This window comes from Oleiagrimonas citrea (assembly GCF_012395255.1).
Lineage (GTDB): Bacteria > Pseudomonadota > Gammaproteobacteria > Xanthomonadales > Rhodanobacteraceae > Oleiagrimonas > Oleiagrimonas citrea.
This window is the reverse complement of record NZ_JAAZQD010000006.1, coordinates 25,319-49,683: the sequence shown is the minus strand read 5'-3', so window position 1 is coordinate 49,683 and position 24,365 is coordinate 25,319. Positions and strand designations below refer to the sequence as shown.

Below are 24,365 nucleotides of genomic sequence, written 5' to 3'. Positions count from 1 at the left end.
TGAATATGGGTTCCCGGCCAGAATCATCAAGTGAACGACCCTTCCCCGCTGCTTCAACTGGAATGCGTCAGCCGCCGTCTCGGCGGTCGTGATGTCGTGCGCGAGCTCAATCTGACGTTGGCGCGCGGCCAGGTGCTGGGACTGCTTGGCGTGAATGGCGCCGGCAAGTCCACCACGCTGGCGATGATGGCCGGTGCGCAACGACCGGACCGAGGTCGGGTTCGACTTCAAGGCACTGATCTTGCAGAGGAATATCAGTGTGCTCGCGGTGGTGTTGGCTGGCTGCCGGAGCGCGCGCCGCTGTGGCCGGAGCTGACCGTGGTCGAGCATCTGGACGCCACGGCAAGGCTGCGTGGCCTGCGCGGCGCGGCGGTGCGCAAGCGTCGTGACAGCCTGCTCGAACGCCTGCAGCTGACGCGCGAGGCGCGACGACTTGTCGCGGTCCTTTCGCAGGGGCAGCGGCAGCGTGTCGGGTTGGCTTGCGCATTGCTGCATGAGCCGCCGCTGCTGGTGCTGGACGAACCGGGCAACGGGCTCGACCCGCTGCAGGCCGCGCAGCTGCGCGAACTGATCCGCGAACGAGCCGATGCCGGTAGCGGCGTGGTGTTGTCCACGCATCTTTTGCCGGAAGTCACGGCGGTCTGCGATCGCGTTGCGATTCTGCACGAGGGCGTGTTGCGTCACGATGCGCCTCTGCACTCGGGGCAGGAACGCCTCCTGTTGACGCTGGCGCAGCCGGTCGACGCGGCGCGCCTGGCCGCCCTGGCGCCGGTGGTGAAGGTCGAGACGCAGGATGCCTGCCGTCATCGGATCACGCTGCGCGACGGAACCGATGCGCCCACGTTGGCGCGCGCCGTGGTCGAGGCGGGCATGCCGCTGGCCGGCCTGCAGCCCGTCGCGGGCGAGTTGGAGCATGCGTTCATGCATATCGCCACCCGGACGCCGGCCGAAGAGGCGGACGCCGCATGAGTGTGGGAGCCGTGATGCGCTGTGAATGGCGACGCCTGTGGACCCGTCCGCTGGGCTGGGTGCTGGCCGCGCTGACCCTGGCCGGCATGGGTTGGGAATTCCTGCTGATGCTGAACCAGTATCTGGCGCTGCAGGTTCGTCTGGCGGCCGCCGGCAATGCCAGCGGCTTCACCGATCTGGTCACCCTGCCCTGGCTGGCCCTGTTCGTGATTGCCGCGTTCGTGCTGGCGCCGCTGTTGACCATGAGTGCACTGGCGGGCGAGCGTCGAGGCGGCACGTTGTCGTTGTTGTTCGCCTCCGGACTGTCGCCGTCCGCGGTGGTGCTGGGCAAGTATTTTGCGGTGCTGATCTGGCAGTTGCTGATCCTGCTGTTGCTGCTGGCGATGCCGGTGGCGCTGGCGTTCACCACGCACCCGGACTGGGGCAAGCTGGCGGCGGCAGCGCTGGGACTGATGCTGGCGCTGGCTTCGCTGAACGCCATCGGCATGGCGTGTTCGGCCTTTGTCGGCCATCCGGCGTTGGCCGCGGCGGGCGCATTCGTGGTCACGGCGCTGCTGGTCGGTGTCAACAAGCTTTCGCTGGCCGACGGCGTGCTCGGCGGGATCGCCAACTGGTTGGCGCTGTCCACGCATCTGCAGCCGATGGGCCGGGGGCTGGTAAGTACGGCGGATCTGCTGTGGTTCGCGTTGCTGATTGGCGTGGCGCTGCTGCTGGCGATCCGTCGCGTGGGTGACGAAAGGACGCGGGGCTGATGACGAAACGACGCCTGCCGATCTGGCTGTACGCGCTGCTGCTGCTGATCGCGGCCGGTTGCATCGGCTATCTGGGCACGCGGCATGCGCGCGTGTTCGACTGGAGTTCGGGTGATCGCGCCAGCCTGACTGCGCCGACGCGCGCGGTGCTGCAGAAGTTGCACGGTCCGGTGCAGATCACCAGTTATGCCGCGCCGGGCGGTAAGTTGCGGCCGACCATCGCCGCTTTTCTGCAGCGCTATCAGGCGGTGAAGCCGGATATCTCGGTGCGTTTCGTCGACCCGGACAAGAACCCTGCCGCCATGCGCGCCGCCGGCATCGAAGTCGCCGGCGAGATGGTGCTGCGATATGACGGTCGAACCCAGCATGTGCGTGCGCTGAGTGAGGATGCGCTGACCAACGCGATGGAGCGGCTGACGCGCGACGGCGACCGCATCGTCGCGTTCGTGACCGGCGACGGCGAGCGCCGTGCGGACAGTTCGGCCGGCGCCGATCTCGGACTCTTCATCAAGCCACTGGCTGCGCGCGGCGTGCGCGCCGTGCCGTTGAACTTCAGTCAGGTCGGACAGGTGCCGCAGGGCACGCGTCTGGTGGTGCTCGCCAGTCCGCAGTCGGCGTTGCCCAAGCCGGCGGTGCAGGCGCTGGTCGACTACGTGCGCGATGGCGGCAACCTGCTGTGGCTCAGCGACCCCGGTCAGGCCCACCCCGAGCTCGATCCGTTGGCGCATGCGTTGGGCGTGCAGAGGCTTCCCGGCCTGCTGGTCGACGGTCAGGGTGCGGCGCTGGGGTTGAACGACCCACGCATCGTCGCGCTGGGCAGCTATCCGCCAACCGCGATCACCAAGGGATTGGTGCAGACCACCGTGTTCGCGCAGGTGCAGGCGCTGGCCAGCATCTCGGACACCGAATGGTCCGCCAGGCCATTGCTGCGCTCCAGTCCGAAGAGCTGGACCGAGTTGCAGCCCATCGACGACCGGCATCCTTCGACCATCCGTTTCGATCCCGCCAAGGGCGAGCTGCGCGGTCCGCTGGACTTCGGCTTCGCGCTGTCGCGGCTGTCGCCCAGCCCGGACAAGAACGAGCAGCGTGCGGTGGTCATCGGCGACGGTGACTTCCTCTCCAACGCGTTTCTCGGCCAGGCCGGCAATCGCGCGCTGGGCGAGCGGGTGTTCGAGTGGCTGCTGGGCGACGATGCCCTGATCGGGGTCGATCGCGCGGCTGCGCCGGATCGCGTGGTGCATCTGTCACGCGGCGGACTGACGATGATGGCCGCCGTGTTCATGATCGGCCTGCCGCTGCTTCTGCTATTGCTGGGCACGGGCATTGCCTGGCGCCGGCGTCGGCGCTGATCGTATGCGCGGTGGCCTGTCCCGGTGGTTGGGCGGTGCGGCGCTGATCGCACTGGTCGGGCTGGCCTGGCTGCAGTGGCGCAGCGACGTCGCCGCCGCGCCGGGCACCTTGCTGAAGATCGATCCGGCACAGGTGCGGCAGATCGAGGTCATCCGTCCGGGGCGTCCGCCCGTGAACTATCGACGACACGATGGCCACTGGTGGCGGCAGACGCCCGCGGCGCAGCAGCAGGTGGCCGATGCCGAGCGCGTGAACGGAATGGCCGCCCTTGCCGCCGCGCCAGTGCAGCGCTGGCTCGACGAATCGCAGCCCGATCTGCACAACCTGGGCCTGAAACCGCCGCAGCTGATTCTGCGTCTGAACGGGCACGAGCTGGACTACGGCGTGATGACGCCGTTCGGTCCGAATCGCTATGTGCGGGTCGGCGACCGCATTGCCGTGGTGCACGCGCAATACGCGCCACGTGCGGCGGCGGCCAAGCGCATCACGGCCGATTCACAGCCGTAAGTTGCTGCCTGCCGGTTGCGGTGGCTCCGGGAACGACTGTTTACCGGATCAGGCGCGGATGACGTCAATCGTCTTCGGCCAGCCAGTCCTGCGGCTTCAGGTAGGAAGCCAGCCGCGCCTCGGGGCTGCCGGACTCGGGCTCGTAGGCGTATTCGAAGCGCACCTGCGGTGGCAGGCTCATCAGGATCGATTCGGTGCGTCCACCCGACTGCAGGCCGAACAGCGTGCCGCGGTCGTAGACCAGGTTGAACTCGACATAGCGCCCGCGTCGGTACAGCTGAAAATCGCGTTCGCGTTCTTCCCAGGGTTCGTGCATACGGCGCTCGACGATGGGCAGGTAGGCGTCCAGGAAGCCCTGGCCGACATCCTTCAGAAAACCGAAGCAGCGGTCGAAGCCGCCCTCGTTGAGGTCGTCGAAGAACAGCCCGCCGACGCCTCGGGTCTCGTTGCGATGCTTCAGATAGAAGTATTCGTCGCACCAGCGTTTGTACTCGGCGTACACGTTCTCGCCGTACGGTGCGCACAGGTCGCGGGCGACGCGGTGCCAGTGCTTGACGTCGTTGTCGAACGGATAGAACGGCGTCAGATCGAAGCCGCCGCCGAACCACCACACCGGTTCCGCACCGGGCTTGCTGGCTTCGAAATAGCGCACGTTGGCGTGCGTGGTCGGCACGTACGGGCTGTGCGGATGCAGCACCAGCGACACGCCGGTGGCGATGAAACTGCCGCCGGCCAGATCGGGCCGGTGCGCGGTGGCGCTGGGTGGCAGGCGATTGCCGGACACGCGCGAGAAGTTCACGCCAGCCTGCTCGAACACGCCGCCGTTCTTCAGCACACGTGTACGGCCGCCGCCACCTTCGGCGCGCTGCCAGGCATCCTCGACGAAGCGCACGCCATCGCCATCGGAATCGTCGACCGCTTCCAGCGCGGTACACACACGATCCTGCAAGTCGCGCAGGAACGCTTCGACCTGTTGAGCTTGATCTTGCATGCGGTCAGTGTCGGTGGCGGCGGCGAGCTTGGCAAGTCCGCGTTGGCACGCAGGCATGCATGACATGCCTTCAGGGTGCCGCGGCGACGGTGATATCCCACGGCTGCGGCTGCGTGTCGGCGCGCATGTACAGCGGATGCCGTGGCGCGTGATTGCGAGTCAGGCCGAGTACGTGCGGTTCGACGAGCAGATTGCGCACGAAGGCGTCGCGCTGGCGCAGTACGCCGTGATGGCCCCACGCAGCGACGGTGAGTCCGGCCTCTTCCTGCAGAGAGCTCAGCCAGGCGTCGTTGTCGCGTCCGATGGGCGAGCGTGCCCGCTTGAGCTTGTCGGGTGAGGGCGTGCGCCAGGCGAACAGGTTGCCGACCGCGAGCCCGGCGTAGCCCCATGCGCGGGCGAAGCCGATGCAGCGGCGGATGGTGGGGTCGTTCGCCGTGGCGCTGGCGGTCGACGGGTTGAGCATCACGAACAGCGCCGTCGGACCGTCGTCCCAGCGACGCCACAGTGCGTAGCGGTAACGACCGCACAAGGAAAACGCGGCGGCCGCATCCATGTCGCCGATGCGGCCGCGTTGCAGGTCGTGGTGGTCCGGGTAACGACTCATCCGTTCGATGCTAATGCAGTCGGATGCCGACCAGAACCATGGTCTCGCCCAGATTCTTGCCGCCGAAGAAATCGCCGTTGGAAATGTGGCGCAGCATGATCTGCCAGCGATGCCCCTGCCAGCCGAGACTGCTGACGAACTGCTCGCTGCTGCTGAGCGCATCGGTGCGTCCGCCGGCGACGCCGAGCTGGAAGCTGAAGAACGCACCGCGCCACCAATCCACCAGGCGAACGCCCGCTGCGCCGACGACGACGTTGTGATCGAGGCGCTCGACGTGCATGGATCGACCGTCGATCCAGCCGAGCGCGTAGGCTGGCTTCCAGTGCACACCATGGAAATCGTGCGTGCTTGTGGTGATGTCGACGAAGCCGACGTTGGTCCAGCGGTGCCCCGACGTCGCGCTGCGACCGACACTGATGGCCACCGTGGTGCCTTGATCGCTGGCGTGTGCGGCCGGGGTCAGGGCGATGAAGCTGCATGCACTGAGCAGCAGCGTGAGCATGAGGTGCATGCGATGAAGCATGGCGACTCCTTCCTGTGGTCGAACACCCCTCGGTTTTCCCGCAGCGCCATTTTAGCTGTTCAGGCAAACATTGTCATGGAAGGGAAATCCCCGTCGTGCTTGCCGCGGTGCTCAGTGCGCCTTGGCCAACTGCTTGCGGCGCTTGCGTTCGGCCCTGCGGGCGCGACGGGCCGCCTTGCGCACCTGGCGATCGTGATACCCCATGTAGATGGCCGGTGTCGACAGCAGCGTGAGCAACTGCGAGATGGCCAGGCCACCGATCAAGGCGATGCCGAGCGGCTGACGAAGCTCCGAGCCGACGCCGAAGCCGACTGCTAGCGGCACGGCACTGAGCATGGCCACCAGCGTGGTCATCAGAATCGGGCGGAAGCGGGTCAGGGCCGCTTCGCGGATGGCGTCGAGCGGAGTCAGTCCGCGATTGCGCTCGGCGTCGAGAGCGAAATCGACCATCAAGATGGCGTTCTTCTTGACGATGCCGATCAGCAACAGCACGGCGATGGCGGCGATCAGCGACAGCGGCGTGCGCGTGGCCAGCATGGCCGCGACCGCGCCGACCGCGGCGGCCGGCAGCGTGGAAAGAATGGTCAGTGGGTGGCGCATGCTCTCGTAGAGAATGCCCAGCACCAGATACATGGCGAGGATGGCGGCGAGGAACAGTGTGCCGATGTTCGACTGCAGCTGCTGCAGCCGCTGGTTGTCGCCGGTGAAGTCGATGTGCACGCTGGCGGGCAATCCCAGCCCTTGCGCCTGAGCCTTGATCAGGGCGATGCCGATACTTTGCGGCGTCTTGTCCTTGAGGCCGTAGCTGATGGTCGAGGCCAGTTGCTGCGACTCGTGCACGACTTGCGGCGGAATCACGGTCGGCTGGATGTGGGCCAGCGCGGACAGCGGCACCAGGCCGCCACCGCTGCCCAGCACGTACAGGTCCAGCAGCGAGGCCGGCGACAGCACTTGCTGCGCGGCGGCGCTGAGGATCACGCGGTAGCTGTTGGTCTCGGAATAGATGGTCGACACGGGCTGCTGGCCGAAGGCGCCGAACAGCACGGCGTCCACGTTCGCCATGCTCACGCCCAGACGCGAGGCGCGGGCGCGATCGACCTGCACGGTCTGCTGCACGCTGACATCGTCGTAGTCGCTGCCGATGTCGCGAAGCTGCGGCAGCTTGCGCATGGCGTTCTCGAGTCGCAGCGTCCAGGTCTGCAGGACGATGGGATCATCGCCGCGCAGCTGGAAACTGTATTGCCCCTGGCCGCCGCCGCCGCTGCCGCCGCCGAGAAACTGCACGTTGTTGACGTAGCACTGCACGCCCGGAACCGTGTCCAGGCGCTTGCGCAGACGTTCGATGATGGCCTTTGACTTCAGCGGTCGGTCGCCGGGGCCGTGGCCGAATGGTTTGAGGTCGACGAACAGCTTGCCCTGGTTGCTGGTGGCGCCTGTAGGTCCGCCACCGAGCAGAGTGGCGACGTTGGTCACGGCGGCATCGTGCCGCACGATCACGGCGACCTGTTGCAGGCGCTGGGTCATTTCGTCAGGCGATACGTCGGCGTCGGCGACCACGTTGACGCGTAGCAGGCCGGTGTCCTGGGCCGGCATGAAGGTGCCGCCGACCAGTTTCACCGTGGCGAAGATCAGGCCGAAGGTCAGCGCCAGCAGCAACACCGGCTGCCAGCGCATCAGCCGGCGATGATGCAGCGCCCAGTCGAGGCTGCGTCGATAGAGGCCGAGCACGGCGTCGTCGAAGCGTTCCAGCAGGCGCTGCCAGCGGGTACGTTCGTGCGCATGCGGAATGCTGGCGTGACGAAGGTAGCGTGCGCATAGCGCCGGGGTCAGAGTCAGTGACACCACGGCCGAGATGATCACGGCAGCGGCCAGCGTCACCGAGAATTCGCGCATCAGCATGCCCAGCATGCTGTTCTCGAACAGCAGCGGAGCGAACACCGCCAGCAGCGAGACAGTGATCGAGATCACCGTGAAACCGATCTCGCGCACGCCGCGCAGCGTGGCCTGCATCGGCGTCTCGCCGGCCTCCATGTGCCGCACGATGTTCTCGATCACGACGATGGCGTCGTCGACCACGAAGCCGATGCACACCACCAGCGCCATCATCGACAGGTTGTTCAGCGTGTAGCCCAGTGCAGCCATGGTGACGAAGGCGCCGGCCAGCGACAGCGGCACGCTCAGCGCCGCGATCAGGGTCGGGCCGGTGCGGCGCAGGAACACCAGCATCACCATGATGACCAGGGCGATGCTGATGAGCAGCGTGATCTCGATCTCGTGGATCGATGAACGCGTGGTGTTGGTCAGGTTGAAGATCGGCTGGATGTGCACGTCGGCCGGCAGCCACGCGCTGAGCTGAGGCAGGCGCGCCTTGATGGCGTCGACAGTGGCCAGCGCGTTGGCGCCCGGGCGCTTGCTGATCTGCAGCATCACCGAGCGCTGGCCGTTGAGCCAGGCCGCCTGATGCATGTCCTCGGCACCGTCGTAGACGTGTGCCACGTCGCTCAGGCGTACCGGCGTGCCGTTGCGCACGGCGATGACCAGATGCGCGAAGTCCGACGCCGTATGCAACTGGTCGTTGGCCTGCACGATCAACTGGCGCTGGCCCTCGGTGATCGTGCCCAGCGGTGCATTCACGTTGGCGGCGGTCAGCGCGTTGCGCACGTCGTCGGTGGACAGATTCTTCGCGCTCAGCGCATCCAGATTCATGTCCACGCGGATCGCGGGCGGCGCGCTGCCGAACACCTGCACCCGGCCGACGCCGGGCACCTGCGCAATGCGCGGCTGCAGGAGGCTGTTGGCCATGTCGTAGAGCTTGGCCGGCGTCTGCGCACGCGCAGTCAGCGCGACCAGCAGGATCGGGATCTGGTCGGTGTTGAACTTCAGCACCTGCGGTGCCGTGGGCAGGTTCGAGGGCAAGTCCGGCGCGGCCGCATTGATCGCCGCCTGCACTTCGCGCGCGGCGTCGTCGATGTTGCGGTTGAAGTCGAACTGGACCAGCACGAAGGTCGAGCCTGCGTTGCTGGTCGAGCGCATGTCGCTGATACCCGCGATACGGCCGATGTGGCGCTCCAGCGGCGCGGCCACGGTGGTCGCCATGGTGTTGGCGCTGGCGCCCGGTTGCGAGGCCACCACGAAGACCGCCGGGATGTCCAGTTGCGGCAGCGCGGCCACGCCGAGCCGCAGGTAGGCGACAACGCCGCCCAGCACCAGGCCGATGGCCAGCAGTGTGATGCCGATCGGGCGGCGGATCATGGGCGCGAAAAAGTTCATCGTAGCGAGTTTGCCTATCTTCCCTGCGTCCCCGCGTGTGCTGGAAGTCGCGCGTGACCTACGGCACGTGCGGGGTCAAACCCGCTCAGAATACCTGCGTTGACGGCTCATGCCGAGGCTCGCATGCTTAGCCTTTTCGCGCGTCGGATTTCTTCCCCATGCACAAACTCGTCCTGATCCGCCACGGCCAGTCGCAGTGGAACCTGGAAAACCGTTTCACCGGTTGGGCCGACGTCGACCTGACCGAACAGGGCATTGCCGAAGCCCGCGAGGCCGGCCGCTTGCTGACCGAGGCCGGGTTCCGCTTCGACCTGGCGCATACCTCGGTGCTTAAGCGCGCGGTGCGCACGCTGTGGCACGTGCAGGACGCCATGGACCAGATGTGGCTGCCGGTGCACACCGACTGGCGTCTCAACGAACGCCACTACGGTGCGCTGACGGGACTCAACAAGGCAGAGACCGCGGCCAAGTACGGGGACGAGCAGGTGCACATCTGGCGGCGCAGCTACGACACGCCGCCGCCGGCGATGGAGCCGCAGGACAACACCTTTGCTACCGACCCGCGTTATGCCGATCTCGACCCGTCGCAGATTCCGTTGACCGAATGCCTGAAGGACACTGTGGCGCGCGTGTTGCCGTACTGGCACGAAACCCTGGCGCCGACGGTGAAGGCCGGGCACAGCGTGGTGGTCGCCGCCCATGGCAATTCCATGCGCGCGCTGGTCAAGTACCTGGACGGCATCTCCGACGACGACATCGCTGGTGTGAACATTCCCAACGGCGTGCCGCTGGTGTATGAATTCGACGCCGACATGAAGCCAGTCAAGCATTATTACCTGGGCGATGCCGAAGCGCTGAAGGCGAAGATGCAGGCCGTGGCCAATCAGGGCAAGGCCAAGGGCTGAGACCCGTGTCGACGGGCGTCGGCGCTACAGCGCGTCGGCGTCCAGCTCACCAGTGCGGATGCGCACTACCTGCTCCAGCGTCTGCACGAAGATCTTGCCGTCGCCGACCTTGCCGGTGCGTGCCGATTGCTGAATCACTTCCACGGCGCGATCGAGCAGTTCGTCCGCCATTGCCGCTTCGATCTTGATCTTCGGCAGGAAGTCGACCACGTATTCCGCGCCGCGATACAGCTCGGTATGGCCCTTCTGCCGGCCGAAGCCCTTGACCTCGGTGACGGTCAGTCCCTGTACGCCGATCTCGGCCAGCGCCTCGCGCACGTCGTCGAGCTTGAACGGCTTGATGATGGCGGTGATCAACTTCATGCAGGTTCCCGGCGGGCGTCGTGGCGTCTGGGCGCACACTATACCGACTGTGCGGCGGCCTGCGTGCAGCGGGGGTACGGCACAAAGGGGCTGCACACCTTTTTCACGCCGCGTAGGCAAAACCCTACACCTTGTGATGCATTCCGCCGATGGCGTGGCTATCCTGCACGTCTCACACTAACCGCAAGAGTTCGAGGTGCCGCATGATTGATGTCCAGTCCATTGACGCCATCGCGCAGCGGCTCGCGAATGCGGTTCCGCCCGGTCTCGCGCAGGCGCGCGAGGACCTTGCGGAGAACTTCCGCGACGTGCTGGCGCAGGGATTGCGCCGCCTCGATCTGGTGACACGCGAAGAGTTCGACGTGCAGCGCCAGGTCCTCGCCCGCACCCGCGAGCGCGTGGAACAGTGCGAACAACGCATCGCCGAGCTCGAAGCGCGATTGGCCGAAAACGGCCGCTGACCGCACCACACAACCGCCTCCCGGGAGACCGCCTCCGATCCGTCACCTCACCCCGAGTCAACGATCGGGGGCGGCTTTTTTTCGCCCTGAGCGATGTGTCTGGTGCAAGGAGCTGAGCAGCATGCACATCGCATTTCCGGGCGCGCCCGGCTTCCGTTCGACGGAGGCGCGGCGCGCATGAGTCTCTCGGTGGTTCTCAGCCGTGCCCAGGAAGGCGTCAGCGCGCCCCAGGTCATGGTTGAGGTGAATCTTTCCGGCGGTCTGCCCAACACCTTCATCGTCGGTCTGCCCGAGGCGGCCGTGCGCGAGGCACGCGATCGTGTGCGCGTGGCCATCCAGAACACCGCATTCGAATACCCCAGCCGGCGCATCACGGTGAATCTGGCGCCGGCCGAACTGCCCAAGGATGGCGGCCGCTTCGATCTGGCCATCGCGCTGGGCATTCTCGCCGCGGCCAATCAGGTCCCGCGCAAGCGTCTGCACGATTGCGAATTCCTCGGCGAGCTGGCCCTGTCAGGTGAGTTGCGGGCCGTGGCCGGCGTGCTCCCGGCGTTGTTGCATGCCGGCAAGCGCCGACGTCGCGTGGTAGTGCCGCGCGCCAACGCGGCCGAGGCGGCGCTGATTGCCGATGCCGATGTGCTGGTGGCCGATTCGCTGGCCGAGGTCTGCGCATGGCTGCGCGGTGGTGAGGAACTGCAGCGTCCGCAGGCGGCGGTCACCACCTCGGTGCTTCCGGACATGCCGGACCTGGTCGATGTGCGCGGCCAGCTGCAGGCGCGTCGTGCCCTGGAAGTCGCGGCGGCCGGTGGTCATCATCTGCTGCTGGTCGGCCCGCCGGGTACCGGCAAGACCATGCTCGCCGAGCGTTTGCCGGGGATTCTGCCGCCGTTGGGCGAATCCGAAGCCCTGGAGACCTGTGCCGTGCGCTCGGTGGCCGGCGAGGTCATTGATCCGGCGTTGTGGCGGCGGCGTCCCTTTCGTGCGCCCCACCACACGGCCTCTGCGGTAGCGTTGGTGGGCGGCGGTTCGCGACCGCGTCCCGGCGAGATTTCGCTGGCCCATCACGGCGTGCTGTTTCTCGACGAACTGCCCGAATACGAGCGTCGCGTGCTCGAAGTGCTGCGTGAACCGCTGGAATCGGGACAGATCGTGATTTCGCGTGCCGCGCGGCAGAACACGTTTCCGGCTCAGTTCCAGCTGGTCGCCGCGATGAATCCGTGTCCGTGCGGCTACCACGGCGACCCGGGTGGACGCTGCCGATGCACGCCGGACAAAGTCGCACGATATCGTGGGCGATTGTCCGGCCCCTTGCTCGATCGCATCGATCTGCAGGTCGAGGTGCCGCGCGTGCCGTTGCAGGAGCTGACTACGGCACGACGCGATTACGACGAGGACAGCGCCACGGTGCGTGAGCGGGTCATCACGGCGCGGCGCCAGGCGTTGCTGCGCGCGGGGCGTCCGAATGCGGAGATCAGCGTGCGCGAACTCGAGCGCGACTGTGCGCTGGGCGCCAAGGAACGCGTCTGGCTGCAGGACACGCTCGAACGGCTACGATTGTCCGCCCGCGCCTACCATCGCGTGCTGCGCGTGGCGCGCACCTTGGCCGATCTCGATGGTTCGGCCGGTTGCGTCAATCGTGAGCATCTGGCCGAGGCCCTGCAGCTTCGCCGTATCGATGTCTGAGTGGCTGGCTGCGACACTGTGTTCACGTCCGCGAACGGTTCTGCGCTTGACCGACTTTCATGCCGGGCGGATAATTGAACTGTCGGGTATGCAAAATATCTGACCCGCCGCCCCGGTATCGGATTCCCCTCCCCCTCCCCCGCATCCGATACCGGGGATCGGCCTCTCTTCCTCTTGCTCTCGGTCATCTTCCAGCATCGTTGCGATCATCGGTTGCCGCGGTGGGTGCGTGCGGCCGAATGCCTGGACATGTTGCCGGCGATTGCCGGTACCATCGGCGGCACGACCACTGCGGACGCTGCCACTCGTGATCGTCAATCTCGCGCTCATGCTCACCCTTTTGCTGGTGATCGGCTTCGCTGCGCAATGGCTCGCGTGGCGGGTCAAGTTGCCGGCGATTCTCTTCCTGTTGCTGGCGGGCATCCTGCTCGGTCCGGTCAGCGGTCTGGTGGAGCCGGACAAGTTGCTGGGCAAGTGGTTGTTCCCTGCCGTGTCGCTGGCGGTGGCGCTGATCCTGTTCGAGGGCAGCATGACGCTGCGTTTCCACGAACTGCGTGGCATCGGTCGGGCGGTGCGCGGCCTGGTCAGCTACGGTGCCGTGACCGCGCTGCTGATGCTGGCGGCGGCCGCGCACTGGATCGCCGGGCTGGACTGGCCGATCGCGTTCCTGTTCGGCGCACTGGGCTGTGTGACCGGGCCGACGGTGATCGTGCCGATGCTGCGTACCCTGCGACCGGACGCGAAGATCGCCAACACGCTGCGCTGGGAAGGCATCGTCATCGACCCGCTGGGCGCGTTGTTCGCGGTGCTGGTGTTCGAGGCCATCGTCTCGCGCGAGCAGGGACATTCGCTGGGGGTGTTCGCCGCGACCATCGGCAGCGGCGTGGTCATCGGCGTCGTCGGCGCAATCGTGCTGGCCTTCCTGCTGCGTCGCCACCTGATTCCGGAGTACCTGCAGAATTTCGGCACCATGGCCGCGGTGCTGGGCGCGTTCTCGGCTTCCAACGCCATCACGCACGAATCCGGCCTGCTGGCGGTGACCATCATGGGCATCGTCATCGGTAACCGTCGTGACGTGCACATCGATCACATCATGGACTTCAAGGAAGATCTGTCCACGCTGCTGGTATCAATGCTGTTCGTGATTCTCGCGGCGCGGCTGAAGTGGCCGCTCCCGGACGGGATGCTGTTGGGCGGCGCGCTGGTGTTCCTGGCCGCACAATTCGTGGTGCGGCCGGTATCGACGTGGCTGGCGACGCTCGGCAGCACGCTGAACTGGCGTCAGCGCGCGTTGATCGCCTGGGTCGCGCCGCGTGGCATCGTGGCCGCGGCAGTCTCGGCGCTGTTCGCCCTGCGGCTGGAGGAACTCAAGGTGCCGGGCGCCGAGGGACTGGTGCCGCTGGTCTTCAGTCTGATCATCGGCACGGTGATCCTGCAGAGCGCCACCTCGCGCCAATTCGCGCGCTGGCTGCGTGTGGCCGAACCCGAGCCCGACGGCGTGCTGGTCTTCGGCGCCGATCCGGTGGCGCGCGCGGTGGCTGCCGCGCTGGCGGCGGCCGATTTCCGGGTCCTGGTCGTTGACGACGACTGGGACGGCATCCGCGCCGCGCGCATGCAGGGCCTGGAAACCTTCTTCGGCAGCCCGACGTCGCAGCATGCCGATCATCACATGGACCTCACCGGCATCGGTCGCCTGCTGGCGATGTCGACACGGCGCGAGCTCAATTCGCTGGCCGTGGTCCACTACCGACAGGAGTTCGGTCGCGAACGTGTTTATCGCTTGCGCAATCTGGCGCCCGAAGAACGCCATGACCGCCGCAATTTCGCCGGCAACCTGCTGGCGCCGGCGCTATTCGGCGAGGACATGACCCATGCGCGCTTCGCCGAGATGATGAGCGAGGGCTGGCGCATCAAGTCGACCAAACTCACCGAGACCTTCGACTGGCCGCACTTCGTGGAACAGTACGGTTCCGGTTCGGTGTTGCTGTTCGGCATCGGCGAGCGTGGCGTATTGCGGGTGGTCTCGAGCAAGCGCGAACTCGATCCGAAGCCGGGCTGGACCGTGATCGTCCTGGTCCCGCCGCGGCAGGACGAGGAAGAGGCAGGGACGTGATACGTTGACCGATCCGCCTGGAGACTTGCGGACTTACCAGAAAGGAACCACACCATGCGCATTCGCCGCCGCCGCATCTGTTTCATACAGATTGCCGATGAACCCATGCCGGACCTGAAGGCCCTGTTCAGCGGTGACTTGCAGTTCGTTTCCGAACCGGTGGCCGAGTTGTTGTGCCCGTTGAGCGGGGAGCGTCTGCGCGTCAGCGCCAAGGAATTGTCGATACTGGCGCAGTTGCCCGCGGACAAGTGGGTGGAGGCGGAAGATTTCGTGGTCAGGGCCGGAGTGGATCCGCAGACCCTGCAGAATCTTCTGCATCGTCACCTCGTGCTTTCCGATGCCGAGGACGATGCGGCCGCTCGAGAGATTCTTGAGTCCGAGAGTCGACTGGAAAAGATCGGTTGGCTGGATTTGACGGCGGTCTACCATGCCATGACGCGATGGAGCGGCATGCTCAGCGACGTATCCACGCGTGAACACACGCCGGAGGCGCATCGCGAGCGGCTCGATGAACTTTCGCGGGAACACGGACCGGCACCCACGCATTTCCCCCGACGGGACGATGCCATCGACGTCCATGTCATGGAGGTGCCGGCGTTCGATTCGCATCTGGCGCGAATCCTCAAGGCGCGGCACACGACGCGGGCGTTCAAGGAGGATGCGTTCCTGCCGCAGGAAGAGCTTTCCTACATGCTCTACGGCTGTTTCGGTGCGCAGGGCATCCGAGAGCTCGCGCCCGGTGCGATGGCGATCAAGCGAACCAGTGCTTCGGGCGGCGGCCTGACCCCGATGGACCCGTATCCGATCGTGATGCGGGTGGAAGGACTGAAGAGCGGCATCTACCACTACGACATGAGTCGGCATGCACTGGAATTGCTCAAGGAGATGCCGGAAGCGGCGTTGCGCAAGCTGGTGATGGACGTGACGGTCGGTCAGGACTATTTCACCCATGCGCAGGCGGTTGTCATACACGTGGCGCGATTCAGCCGGCATCATTGGAAGTATCGGGACCACGCCAAGGCCTACAAGGCATTGCTGATGGACTCCGCGCACCTCAGTCAGACGTTCTACTTGCTGGCGACTGAAAGGAAGCTGGGGGCGTTCTACACTGCGGCGATCAATGACAAGGATCTGGGTGAAGTGCTTGGTCTCGACCCGCTCGAGGCCGCACCGGTTGGCATCAGTGGCCTGGGCATCAAGGACGTCGAGGACAATGACGCGCTGCACTTCAATCCTGGACCATACACCCCAAAATAAGTCTTGAAAAACATCTACTTATGTTTTATACCTTGACTAAAGAAAACAAAAAGTCTATTATTGCATATAAGACCATGGAAACGAAGTTTTGTCCAGTCTCAAGCACCCGAGGCAGTCGAAGCGGAAAGTTTGGTTGCGGGTAAGGCTGGGCGGTTGGCCCAAGAATGAATGTCGAGTGTGTGGTGTGTATGCGAAGGCGCCCAAAGACTTGGTTAGACAGGGTCGCCGAGAGGCCAAGACTGCGAGTGAGTTTGGTTTGCGTGTAATTCAGATTTGCCCATCTAAACCCTGAGAGGATACGACCATGTTTGATTTCGCCATCAACAATGAAGCTCTGGACACCACTGTTGCCACCGCCGGTACCAAAGTGCTGGCACATGCTTTCATCGAACGTCTCTCCAAGGATGATGAGTTTCGTGCCTATATGTCGGCAAATCCGGTGGCCGCTGCCGCGCAGTATGGTTTTGATGTGACAGGCGTTGAAATCCCGGCTGGTGGGGTTCAATTGCCCAGCAAGGCTGTGCTCAAGGAGCATCTGGACATGATCGCAAAGAAGTTCGCCGAGGCGGCAAGGCCGGTGGTGATTTTCCGGATTTAATTCGGATCTCTATATACAGAAAAAAAGCGGGCCGATTTCGGCCCGCTTTTTTGTTGCGGAAATATCCAATGAATATATATGCCTGTTATTTGGCCTGCATGATAGCGTGTGCTTCACGAATTTCTGCGGAGTTTTTTGGAGCAAGACGCCAGTCATCAAGAAAGATGCTGGCTTGACGTGCAGCCAAGGCGGGGTGCGACTTTTGTAAGAACTTGGCATAAGCGAGTGAAGTCAGGTTCCACTGCACTGCACGAGTGCAGATCCCGAGCTCATTTTCATAGAGCTCACCGAAAGCCAGCGATCTTGCATCAAGTACTCGTCGATATGCGGCATCCGTGTCTGCTGCATGTGTGGCAGCTTTGGCTCTGGCAATGATTTCGAGAAGCTCCCACAGGGGGTGGGAGTCCGCAGCAGTCGCTATCTGTACGGCCTTTTCGGGGTGCCCTTCTTGTAGCGCAATCTCAGAGCGGGCAATGGCAACTAGCTGTGAACGAATCGGGAAGCCTCGAAGTTGATTGTTCGCGCTGGCGAGTTCGATTCCTTCTTGTGCGAGCTTAATGTCTCCGAGTCTCGCGGCCCAGCGGCTATAGGAAGCCACAAGCGTTGGGTAATCATAGAAAGAGTTCTTGCGGTCAAACTTGGTCATATGCAAGAGTTTTTTTAGACCTTGCTGACAAATTTCGAGAGCAGATTGGGTCTTGTTTTGCGCCCACAAAATTCCGATGGCATCGAGCTGCAGGGCCCATCCATGCGCATTGCCTTGGTCCTCGGGAATGGTGTTGATCGCGTGAATGATTTTCCCTTCAGCACTGCTCAAGTCACCCTGGTCAGCAACAACGAGGGCTTGTCTTATAGCCAGGCTGGCTGCTGTGTTGGTGTCGTTGGCTACAGAGGAAAGAAGGGTGGATGCCTTCGAATATTGCCGTGTGGCGACATACGCATCCGCTAATGCCAGAAATGATCCGCGGAAACCATTCTTATAAGATTTGAGCAATGATTGGATGGCGTCATGGTATTTACCGAGTGCTAGTTGGCATGTGCCCAGGGTATACGTAGAGGCCATGCTCAGTGGTTGTGGCAAGTTGGATGCGTGATGAAGGTAGGGTAATGCGGATTTGCAATCATTTAGATAGCCCGCATAGTACAAGCCTACATTGTTAGCCCCGGCCGCATCATCGGGGTAGAGGTCGGCAATAACCTTCCATGCAGCGGTAGCCTTGGTTACCTGTTCATTTGAGGCCGCCAAAAAAGCGCGCATTTTCATTTGTTCAAGTGTGCTGAGGCGATCGCTGTTTGCAAGTGCTTTATGGATGGATTCCTCTGCGAGGTTTATTTGGCCCATGGAAAAATAATTGACAGCTTGCAGGGCGTAAGCCGATGCAAATGTCGGGTCAAGGCGTAGAGCATGACTGATCAGGTCTTGTGAAAGATTGTAATCAGCATGACCTGCCGCCTGTGTGGCGAGAGAGTAAGCTCTCAAGGCATCGAGGTTCGATGTAGTGACTTTTGCAAGAGGAAGGCTTGTCGTTTTAATTTGGGAAAGCGACTCACCAAGATTCTGGCGAAGTCTGAGAACGAGGGTGTCGATAACAGGAACGATGTTCTTGCTGGTTTCGGCCTGGGCTGAAAGCGTATTGATTACTTTACTGGTCGTGGGGTCTATGATTGAGGCGCTTATTTTGATGCCGTCACCCGAGTTAACGATAGATGGGATAATCAGCGCACGAGCGCCATCGCGAATGGCAACTTCGGAGCCTATTTTTTTGTCAATGTCTGTGTCGTCATCTTTTTTCATCAGCTCCAATGTCTGTTGCACTTTTGCATTCGAGATGACGTTAACGTAATTCGATTGTTGCAGCCCTATGCGTATGGCTGTATCAATAGTTTTATTGAAATCCGGTTGTCCTGTTTGATTCTGTATGTTCCCGATTACGACCCAGTCACGAGCCGCGAAGTCGATCTTTGGCGGTTGACGAGCAATGACCCAGATCAGTGTGCCGATGCTGAGCGCCAGCAGCAGGCTGACGCCGCTGATCGTGGATGGGCGCCGCCACCACGGCAGGATGCGGCGAGCTACGGAGCGTTGCGCGGGAATGGTGAAGTCGGCGATACCGGGTTCGCCTACTTCGAAGACTTCGGTGGCCTCGGCGACGCCGCGAATGCGGTACAGGCCGTGCGAGCGCCATTCGGCTTCGGGGCAGTCTTCTGCGATTTCCTCGTGACCTCGCCGGGCGATGCTGGCGGCGACGCCGGAAAGCAGGATCTGCTGCGGTCGCGCCAGCGCGGCCAGGCGTGCGGCCACCGGCTTGGCCAGGCCCTCGACCTCGACCGGCTTGGCGCCGCGGCTGATGTCCTCGGGGCTGTTCTCCCACATCACCACGTCGCCAACGTGGATGCCGACGCGCGCATGCACCTCGACTTCCTCGGCCTCGGACATGAAGCGCAGGCCGCGCTGGTAGGCCAGCGCGAAGCTGACGGCCTGGGTCGGGCGTTCGAACAGCAGCAGGTAGCCGTCGGTCTTGTCGATTTCGCGGCCGTTGTGCTCGTCGATCAGCGCCCGCGTCAGGCGATCGTGCTTGCGCAGAAGCGCGGCGGCGCGGCGGTCGCCAAGGCGCTCGACCAGGGCCGTGGAGTCGGCCAGATCGCACACCACCATGGTGCGCAGAACAGGTTGCCCGGCGGCCGTGGCGTGTCGCCAGTGAAGTCCGGCGTCCAGGGACTCAGACATGATCTCAGGCTTCGGCGTCGGTGAGCCCGGCTACGTGCCACCCGTCGCCGCCGATGGCCTTGACGCTGTAGAGCGCGCGGTCGATATCGCTGTACCACACCGACCAGCCGTCGATGTAGCGGCACAGGCCGCCGCCGATGCTGACGCTGGCGAGCAGTTGCGGTTGGTCGACTTCCGCGAAGCTCAGGCGGCGCACGCCTTCGAGGATCTGGTTGGCGCGTTCGCACAGTTCGCCGGATGTGTTGACGTGACACAGCAGGGCGAACTCGTCGCCGCCGAGGCGACAGGCGAGATCGCAGTTGCGCGTGGCGTCGTTGACTACGTGGGCGACGGCGCACAGCACTTCGTCGCCGACCATGTGGCCGCATTGGTCATTGATCTGCTTGAAGCGATCCAGGTCGATCAGCAGCAAACCCAGCTGCAGTTCGCCGCTGGGGGGCGTCAGGTCGTCCAGGTAGGCGTACAGGCCTCGGCGGTTGCACAGGCCGGTCATGTCGTCGGTGCGCACCTGGTCTTCGGCGCGGGTTAGTTCGCCGCGCGTCTTGCGCAGCGATTCCATGGCGCGGATAAGGTCCTCGTTGCGGCGTTGCAGGCCGAGCACCAGTTGCTGTTCGCTGGCAACCAGATACGAGAACGAGCGACGCATGAACTGGACCATCCGGTCAGGCTGGCTCTGCAGCAGGATGTCGAAGCCGGGCTGGTCCACCGACCACAGTTCGCAGTCGGTCACGGCGACGGCGTCGGCCATGCGCGCATGATGACCGATGAATAGCGCCAGCTCGCCGAAGAACTCGCGTTCGCCCAGCGTCTTGTTCTGCATGTGGCCGGAGAAGTCGAGCCGGATCTGCCCGCTGTCGATGATGAACATGCATTGGCCGATCTCGCCGCGGCGGAACAGGACCTGGCCGGCGGCGACGGTGCAGCGGGTGCCCACGGAGCAGAACGAACCCATTTCGGCGCCGGACAGGCGTCGGATGTAAGCGTCGTCGGACAAGTAGCCCGAGACGCTCCTGCTGGTTTCGGCATGGGGCGTGACCACAGGCCTGTTCCTCACGAAGACAATTTCTGAGGCTTCATCCTAGCAACTTCGAGCGTCTCGCACACGCGTTTTCGGCAAGAGTGCCAGCGCGGAAAGTTCCGCGCTGGCAAGGGTTTGGGTGGGATTCAGGCGGCGTTGGCGCGGGTGGAGGCCTTGAACTGCTCCTCTTCGGTGGAGCCGGACAGGGCCGAAAGCGAACTCAAGCCACCGGAAACGGCCTGATTGACGCTGTCGAAGTACCCCGCACCGACTTCGCGCTGGTGCTTGGCGGCGGTGTAGCCGTCCTTTTCGGCGGCGAATTCGGCTTCCTGCAGTTCCACGTAGGCGGCCATCTGCCGTGCCTTGTAGCCGCGCGCCAGCTCGAACATCGAATAGTTGAGCGCATGGAAGCCAGCCAGGGTGATGAACTGGAACTTGTAGCCCATGGCGGCGATGTCGCGCTGGAACGAGGCGATGGTGGCTTCGTCGAGGTTCTGCTTCCAGTTGAAGCTGGGCGAGCAGTTGTAGGCCAGCAGTTTGCCCGGGAACTTCGCATGGATGGCCTCGGCGAAGCGGCGCGCCTGCTCCAGGTCCGGTGTGGCGGTCTCGCACCAGATCAGGTCGGCGTACGGCGCGTAGGCCAGTCCGCGGGCGATGGCCTGGTCGATGCCCTTGCGGGTCTCGTGGAAGCCCTCGACGGTGCGCGTGCCGGTGCAGAACGGCTGGTCGACAGGATCGACGTCGGCGGTCAGCAGGCCCGCGCCCATGGCGTCGGTGCGCGCCACGATCAGGGTCGGCACGCCGGCGACGTCGGCGGCCAGGCGCGCGGCGACCAGTTTCTGCACGGCTTCCTGTGTCGGCACCAGCACCTTGCCGCCCATGTGGCCGCACTTCTTGGCACTGGCCAGCTGGTCTTCGAAGTGCACGCCGGCGGCGCCGGCCTCGATCATGTGCGTCATCAGTTCGTAGGCGTTGAGCACGCCGCCGAAACCGGCTTCGGCATCGGCCACGATCGGCACCATCCAGTCGATGTCGTCCTTGCCCTCGGCGTGATGGATCTGGTCGGCGCGAAGCAGCGTGTTGTTGATGCGGCGGACCACGCCGGGCACGGAGTCGACCGGGTACAGCGACTGGTCCGGATACATGGTGCCGGCGGAGTTGGCGTCGGCGGCGACCTGCCATCCGGACAGGTAAATGGCCTGCAGGCCGGCCTTGACCTGCTGCATGGCCTGGTTGCCGGTTAGCGCCCCGAGTGCGTTGACGTAGTCCAGCGAATGCAGCGAGTTCCAGAGGCGCTCGGCACCCTGGCGTGCCAGTGAGTGCTCGACGTGGACATTGCCGCGCAGACGCACGACTTCGGCGGCGTCGTAGGGGCGGGTGACGCCCTTCCAGCGCGGATCTTCATTCCACTCGCGGGTCAGCTGTTCGGCGGTCGGACGGGTGATGGTGGCGTTCATGATCGTTCTCCGGTGCAGTGCGGGCGCGGTCAGAGGCGCGCGTAGGCGGGCAGGGTCAGGAAATCGGCCAGGGTGTCGGCGCGGGTCAGTTCGGTGAGCAGCTCGGCGGCTTCGTCGATGCGCGCGGCGCCCGGTACGTCGGCGTCGCGCAGGCGGTGCGCATGGCTGGCCAGGGCGCGGTCGAACAGCGCCATCGTGATCGGTGCGTGGTCGGTGAATTCCAGGCCGCCGTGATGCAGCCACTGCCATAGCTGGGCGCGGGCGATCTCGGCGGTGGCGGCGTCTTCCATCAGGTGATGGATGGGCACGCAGCCGAGGCCGTCCAGCCAGGCGGCGGTGTAGCGCAGCGCCACTTCGACGTTGTTGTCGAAGCCCTCGCGGGTAATGGTGCCGGCGCACGGCGCCAGCAGCTGGTCGCGGCCGATGTCGAGCTCGTCGAGCGGACGGTCGAGCTGGTTGGAACCGTCCATGTGCGCGTCGAAGATCTCCATCGCCACCGGCACCAGCGCGGGATGCGCGACCCAGGTTCCGTCGTGGCCATCGCGTACTTCGCGCAGCTTGTCGGTACGGACCTTCTCCAGCGCGGCCTGGTTGGCGGCCGGGTCGTTCTTGATCGGAATCTGTGCGGCCATGCCGCCCATGGCGAACGCGCCGCGGCGGTGGCAGGTGCGGATCAGCAACTGCGAGTAGGCGCGCAGGAACGGCACGGTCATGCCGACCTGTCCGCGTTCGGGCAGCACGCGCGAGCGGTCGTTCCGGCAGGTCTTGATGTAGGAGAAGATGTAGTCCCAGCGTCCGCAGTTCAGACCCACGATGCGGGTGCGCAGCGCGTGCAGGATTTCGTCCATCTGGAATGCGGCCGGCAGCGTCTCGATCAGCACGGTGGCCTTCATGCAGCCGGCCGGCAGGTTCAGTTCGTTCTCGGCGAAGGCCATCACCTCGTCCCACAGCGCGGCTTCCTCCATCGATTCGAGCTTGGGCAGGTAGAAGTACGGGCCGCGGTCGCGTTCGTGCAGGGCGCGCGCGTTGTGCCAGACGAACAGGCCGAAATCGACCAGTGCCGCGGACAGCGGCAGACCGTCCAGCGTCAGATGCGACTCCGGCAGATGCCAGCCGCGCGGACGCACGATGAGCACCGCCGGGTTGTCGACCAGGCGGTATTCGCGGCCATCGGGGTTGGTGAAGGCGATGCGGCCATCGACCGCGTCACGAAGATTGATCTGGCCGTCGACGACGTTGGCGAAGGTCGGGGCGTTGGAGTCCTCGAAATCCGCCATGAACACGCGCGCGCCGGAGTTGAGCGCATTGATGACCATCTTGCGTGAGACCGGGCCGGTGATTTCCACGCGACGATCGCGCAGCGCTTCGGGGATGGGCGCCACGCGCCAGTCGTCCTCGCGGATGGCGCGGGTGTCCTCGCGGAAGTCCGGCAGCTGCCCGGCGTCGTATTCGCGTTGGCGTTCCTTGCGGCAGGCCAGCAGCTCCAGGCAGCGCGCGTCAAAGCCATGATGCAGGCGCGCCAGGAAATCCAGCGCGTCGTCCGTGAGGATGGCCGCGCGCTCGGGCGTCATCGGGCCGTTGATTTCGATGGTGCCGCGTTCGGGCACGTATTCCTGCAGCACAGACATGGGTCATCTCCGGCAATGCGATTCGGAGGTTCAGGCTGCGCCTGGAATATTTATTTGACAAAGTAAATGTTTCAATTCATAACATTGATATATTCAATGTTAGATACAAGTCATTGATAAGGCATTGCTAAATCACTCGACTGGGGCAGGTGCATGGCACGAAAGAGTCCCGAAAAAGCCGCCAGATGCGAAACCGGCGCGTCGGAGCAGCGGTTCTACTACAAGGGCAACCGGTACAAGCAGCTGCGCGCCTTCGTGTACACGGTGAAGCTGGGCACGTTCACGCGTGCGGCAGAAGCGCTGTACCTGTCGCAGCCATCGGTGAGTCTGCAGATCAAGGCGCTGGAGCGCGAGTTGGACGTCACCCTGCTCGAACGCACGCGCCGACGCATCACCGTGACCGACGCCGGCGAGGCGCTGTACGAACTGGCCCGACCGCTGGTGGAAGGCTGGGAAACGCTGGACCGTGACTTCCATGCCCGCTTGCAAGGCCTGAAGAGCGGTTCGCTGACCATCGCCGCCGGCGCTTCCACCATCCAGTACCTGTTGCCGCCGCTGGTGCAGGCCTACCGCGAACAGATGCCGGCAGTGCATCTGGAGCTGGCCAACGTCACCGGCAAGGACGGCCTGGCTTTGCTGCGCGAGGATGGTGCCGACTTCGCCGTCGGGTCGATGCTGGACGTACCGCACGACCTGGCTTACGCGCCGGTCTACCACTTCGATCCGATGCTCATCATGCCGCCGGATCACCCGCTGGCGGCGAAGGACGACATCGCCATCGAGGACCTGTCGCCCTACGGCCTGATCCTGCCGCCGCAGCGGCTGACCACCTATCGCCTGGTCGACCTGGTGTTCCAGCAGCGCCAGGTGCCCTACACCGTCGCCATCGAGGTCGGCGGCTGGGAGGTGATCAAGCACTACGTGGCGATGGGGCTGGGCATCTCCATCGTCACCGGTATCTGTCTGACCGAGGAGGACCACGCGCATCTGGCCGTGCGCAACATGCGGCGCTACTTCCCGCAGCGCAGCTATGGGGTGGTCATGCGCAAGGGCAAGTATCTGAGTCCCGAGGCGCGCGCCTTCATCGACTTGATCAAGCCGGGGCTGCTGACTCATCGCGAGTACGATGAGTCCGGGCATTCAGCACGCTGAATGATGCAAGCCGATTCGCGCCGTGGGCCAGCGTGG

Annotated in this window: 20 protein-coding genes; 11 read left to right on the top strand and 9 right to left on the bottom strand. The window is 64.3% G+C overall.

Annotation, left to right across the window (positions count from 1 at the left end; translation table 11 throughout):
• The first annotated feature begins 30 nt into the window (after positions 1-30).
• From HF690_RS13755 to HF690_RS13740, 4 genes are read left to right on the top strand one after another with little or no spacing between them, the layout of a single operon-like run.
• The gene (locus HF690_RS13755) at positions 31-969 is read left to right on the top strand and encodes an ABC transporter ATP-binding protein (RefSeq protein WP_338042926.1); all 939 of its coding nucleotides are present in this window, start codon (positions 31-33) and stop codon (positions 967-969) included.
• The gene (locus tag HF690_RS13750; protein WP_168609851.1) at positions 966-1,721 is read left to right on the top strand and encodes an ABC transporter permease; all 756 of its coding nucleotides are present in this window, start codon (positions 966-968) and stop codon (positions 1,719-1,721) included. The genes HF690_RS13755 and HF690_RS13750 overlap by 4 nt, the downstream gene beginning before the upstream one ends.
• Entirely contained in the window at positions 1,721-3,070 is a 1,350-nt protein-coding gene (locus HF690_RS13745) for a GldG family protein (protein WP_168609850.1), read from the top strand. Before HF690_RS13750 ends, HF690_RS13745 begins: the two co-directional genes overlap by 1 nt.
• 4 nt (positions 3,071-3,074) lie before the next feature.
• Positions 3,075-3,578, top strand: a complete 504-nt coding sequence (locus HF690_RS13740) for a hypothetical protein (RefSeq protein ID WP_168609849.1) — start codon at positions 3,075-3,077, stop codon at positions 3,576-3,578.
• Positions 3,579-3,642: 64 nt separating this feature from the next.
• Here the strand turns inward: HF690_RS13740 and hemF are convergent, their stop codons facing one another.
• From hemF to HF690_RS13720, 4 genes are all read right to left on the bottom strand, one after another.
• Positions 3,643-4,569, bottom strand: coding sequence for an oxygen-dependent coproporphyrinogen oxidase (gene hemF, locus HF690_RS13735; protein ID WP_113065628.1), 927 nt, complete (start codon positions 4,567-4,569; stop codon positions 3,643-3,645).
• 70 nt (positions 4,570-4,639) lie between these two features.
• On the bottom strand, positions 4,640-5,173 hold the full coding sequence (locus HF690_RS13730; protein WP_205300842.1) for a DUF1643 domain-containing protein: 534 nt from the start codon (positions 5,171-5,173) through the stop codon (positions 4,640-4,642).
• A gap of 10 nt (positions 5,174-5,183) precedes the next feature.
• Entirely contained in the window at positions 5,184-5,696 is a 513-nt protein-coding gene (locus HF690_RS13725; RefSeq protein WP_168609848.1) for a lipid A 3-O-deacylase, read from the bottom strand.
• A gap of 111 nt (positions 5,697-5,807) precedes the next feature.
• Positions 5,808-8,966: an efflux RND transporter permease subunit gene (locus HF690_RS13720; RefSeq protein ID WP_113065530.1), complete on the bottom strand. Its 3,159-nt coding sequence runs from the start codon at positions 8,964-8,966 to the stop codon at positions 5,808-5,810.
• A gap of 158 nt (positions 8,967-9,124) precedes the next feature.
• Here HF690_RS13720 and gpmA point away from each other — a divergent pair, with 158 nt between their 5' ends.
• Positions 9,125-9,871, top strand: coding sequence for a 2,3-diphosphoglycerate-dependent phosphoglycerate mutase (gene gpmA, locus HF690_RS13715; RefSeq protein ID WP_168609847.1), 747 nt, complete (start codon positions 9,125-9,127; stop codon positions 9,869-9,871).
• Positions 9,872-9,895: 24 nt separating this feature from the next.
• On the opposite strand, the gene glnK is transcribed toward gpmA, so the two are convergent.
• Positions 9,896-10,234 carry a P-II family nitrogen regulator gene (gene glnK / locus HF690_RS13710; RefSeq protein WP_043099000.1) on the bottom strand — a complete coding sequence of 113 codons (339 nt, stop codon included), beginning with the start codon at positions 10,232-10,234 and terminating at the stop codon, positions 9,896-9,898.
• A gap of 203 nt (positions 10,235-10,437) precedes the next feature.
• Between glnK and ubiK the strand changes: the two genes are divergently transcribed.
• From ubiK to HF690_RS13685, 5 genes are all read left to right on the top strand, one after another.
• Entirely contained in the window at positions 10,438-10,695 is a 258-nt protein-coding gene (gene ubiK / locus HF690_RS13705) for a ubiquinone biosynthesis accessory factor UbiK (RefSeq protein WP_113065532.1), read from the top strand.
• A gap of 177 nt (positions 10,696-10,872) precedes the next feature.
• Entirely contained in the window at positions 10,873-12,378 is a 1,506-nt protein-coding gene (locus tag HF690_RS13700) for a YifB family Mg chelatase-like AAA ATPase (protein WP_113065533.1), read from the top strand.
• A gap of 328 nt (positions 12,379-12,706) precedes the next feature.
• A complete protein-coding gene (locus HF690_RS13695; RefSeq protein WP_193568520.1) occupies positions 12,707-14,491 on the top strand; it encodes a cation:proton antiporter in 1,785 nt (594 codons plus the stop codon).
• A gap of 54 nt (positions 14,492-14,545) precedes the next feature.
• The gene (locus HF690_RS13690) at positions 14,546-15,748 is read left to right on the top strand and encodes a putative peptide maturation dehydrogenase (RefSeq protein ID WP_168609845.1); all 1,203 of its coding nucleotides are present in this window, start codon (positions 14,546-14,548) and stop codon (positions 15,746-15,748) included.
• A gap of 304 nt (positions 15,749-16,052) precedes the next feature.
• Entirely contained in the window at positions 16,053-16,346 is a 294-nt protein-coding gene (locus tag HF690_RS13685; protein ID WP_168609844.1) for an NHLP-related RiPP peptide, read from the top strand.
• Between the two features lie 85 nt (positions 16,347-16,431).
• Here the strand turns inward: HF690_RS13685 and HF690_RS13680 are convergent, their stop codons facing one another.
• The 4 genes from HF690_RS13680 to aceB form a co-directional block, all read right to left on the bottom strand.
• A complete protein-coding gene (locus HF690_RS13680; RefSeq protein ID WP_168609843.1) occupies positions 16,432-19,074 on the bottom strand; it encodes a putative peptide modification system cyclase in 2,643 nt (880 codons plus the stop codon).
• Between the two features lie 4 nt (positions 19,075-19,078).
• On the bottom strand, positions 19,079-20,068 hold the full coding sequence (locus HF690_RS13675; RefSeq protein ID WP_275690279.1) for a GGDEF domain-containing protein: 990 nt from the start codon (positions 20,066-20,068) through the stop codon (positions 19,079-19,081).
• A gap of 170 nt (positions 20,069-20,238) precedes the next feature.
• Positions 20,239-21,549, bottom strand: coding sequence for an isocitrate lyase (gene aceA, locus HF690_RS13670; RefSeq protein WP_168609842.1), 1,311 nt, complete (start codon positions 21,547-21,549; stop codon positions 20,239-20,241).
• A 29-nt stretch (positions 21,550-21,578) separates the two neighbouring features.
• Complete coding sequence (gene aceB, locus HF690_RS13665; RefSeq protein WP_168609841.1) at positions 21,579-23,177, bottom strand: malate synthase A; 1,599 nt, start codon at positions 23,175-23,177, stop codon at positions 21,579-21,581.
• Positions 23,178-23,330: 153 nt separating this feature from the next.
• On the opposite strand from aceB, the gene HF690_RS13660 reads away from it, so the two are divergent.
• Positions 23,331-24,329 (top strand): LysR family transcriptional regulator, encoded by a 999-nt coding sequence (locus HF690_RS13660; RefSeq protein ID WP_168609840.1) that lies wholly within the window; start codon positions 23,331-23,333, stop codon positions 24,327-24,329.
• Positions 24,330-24,365: the final 36 nt, after the last annotated feature.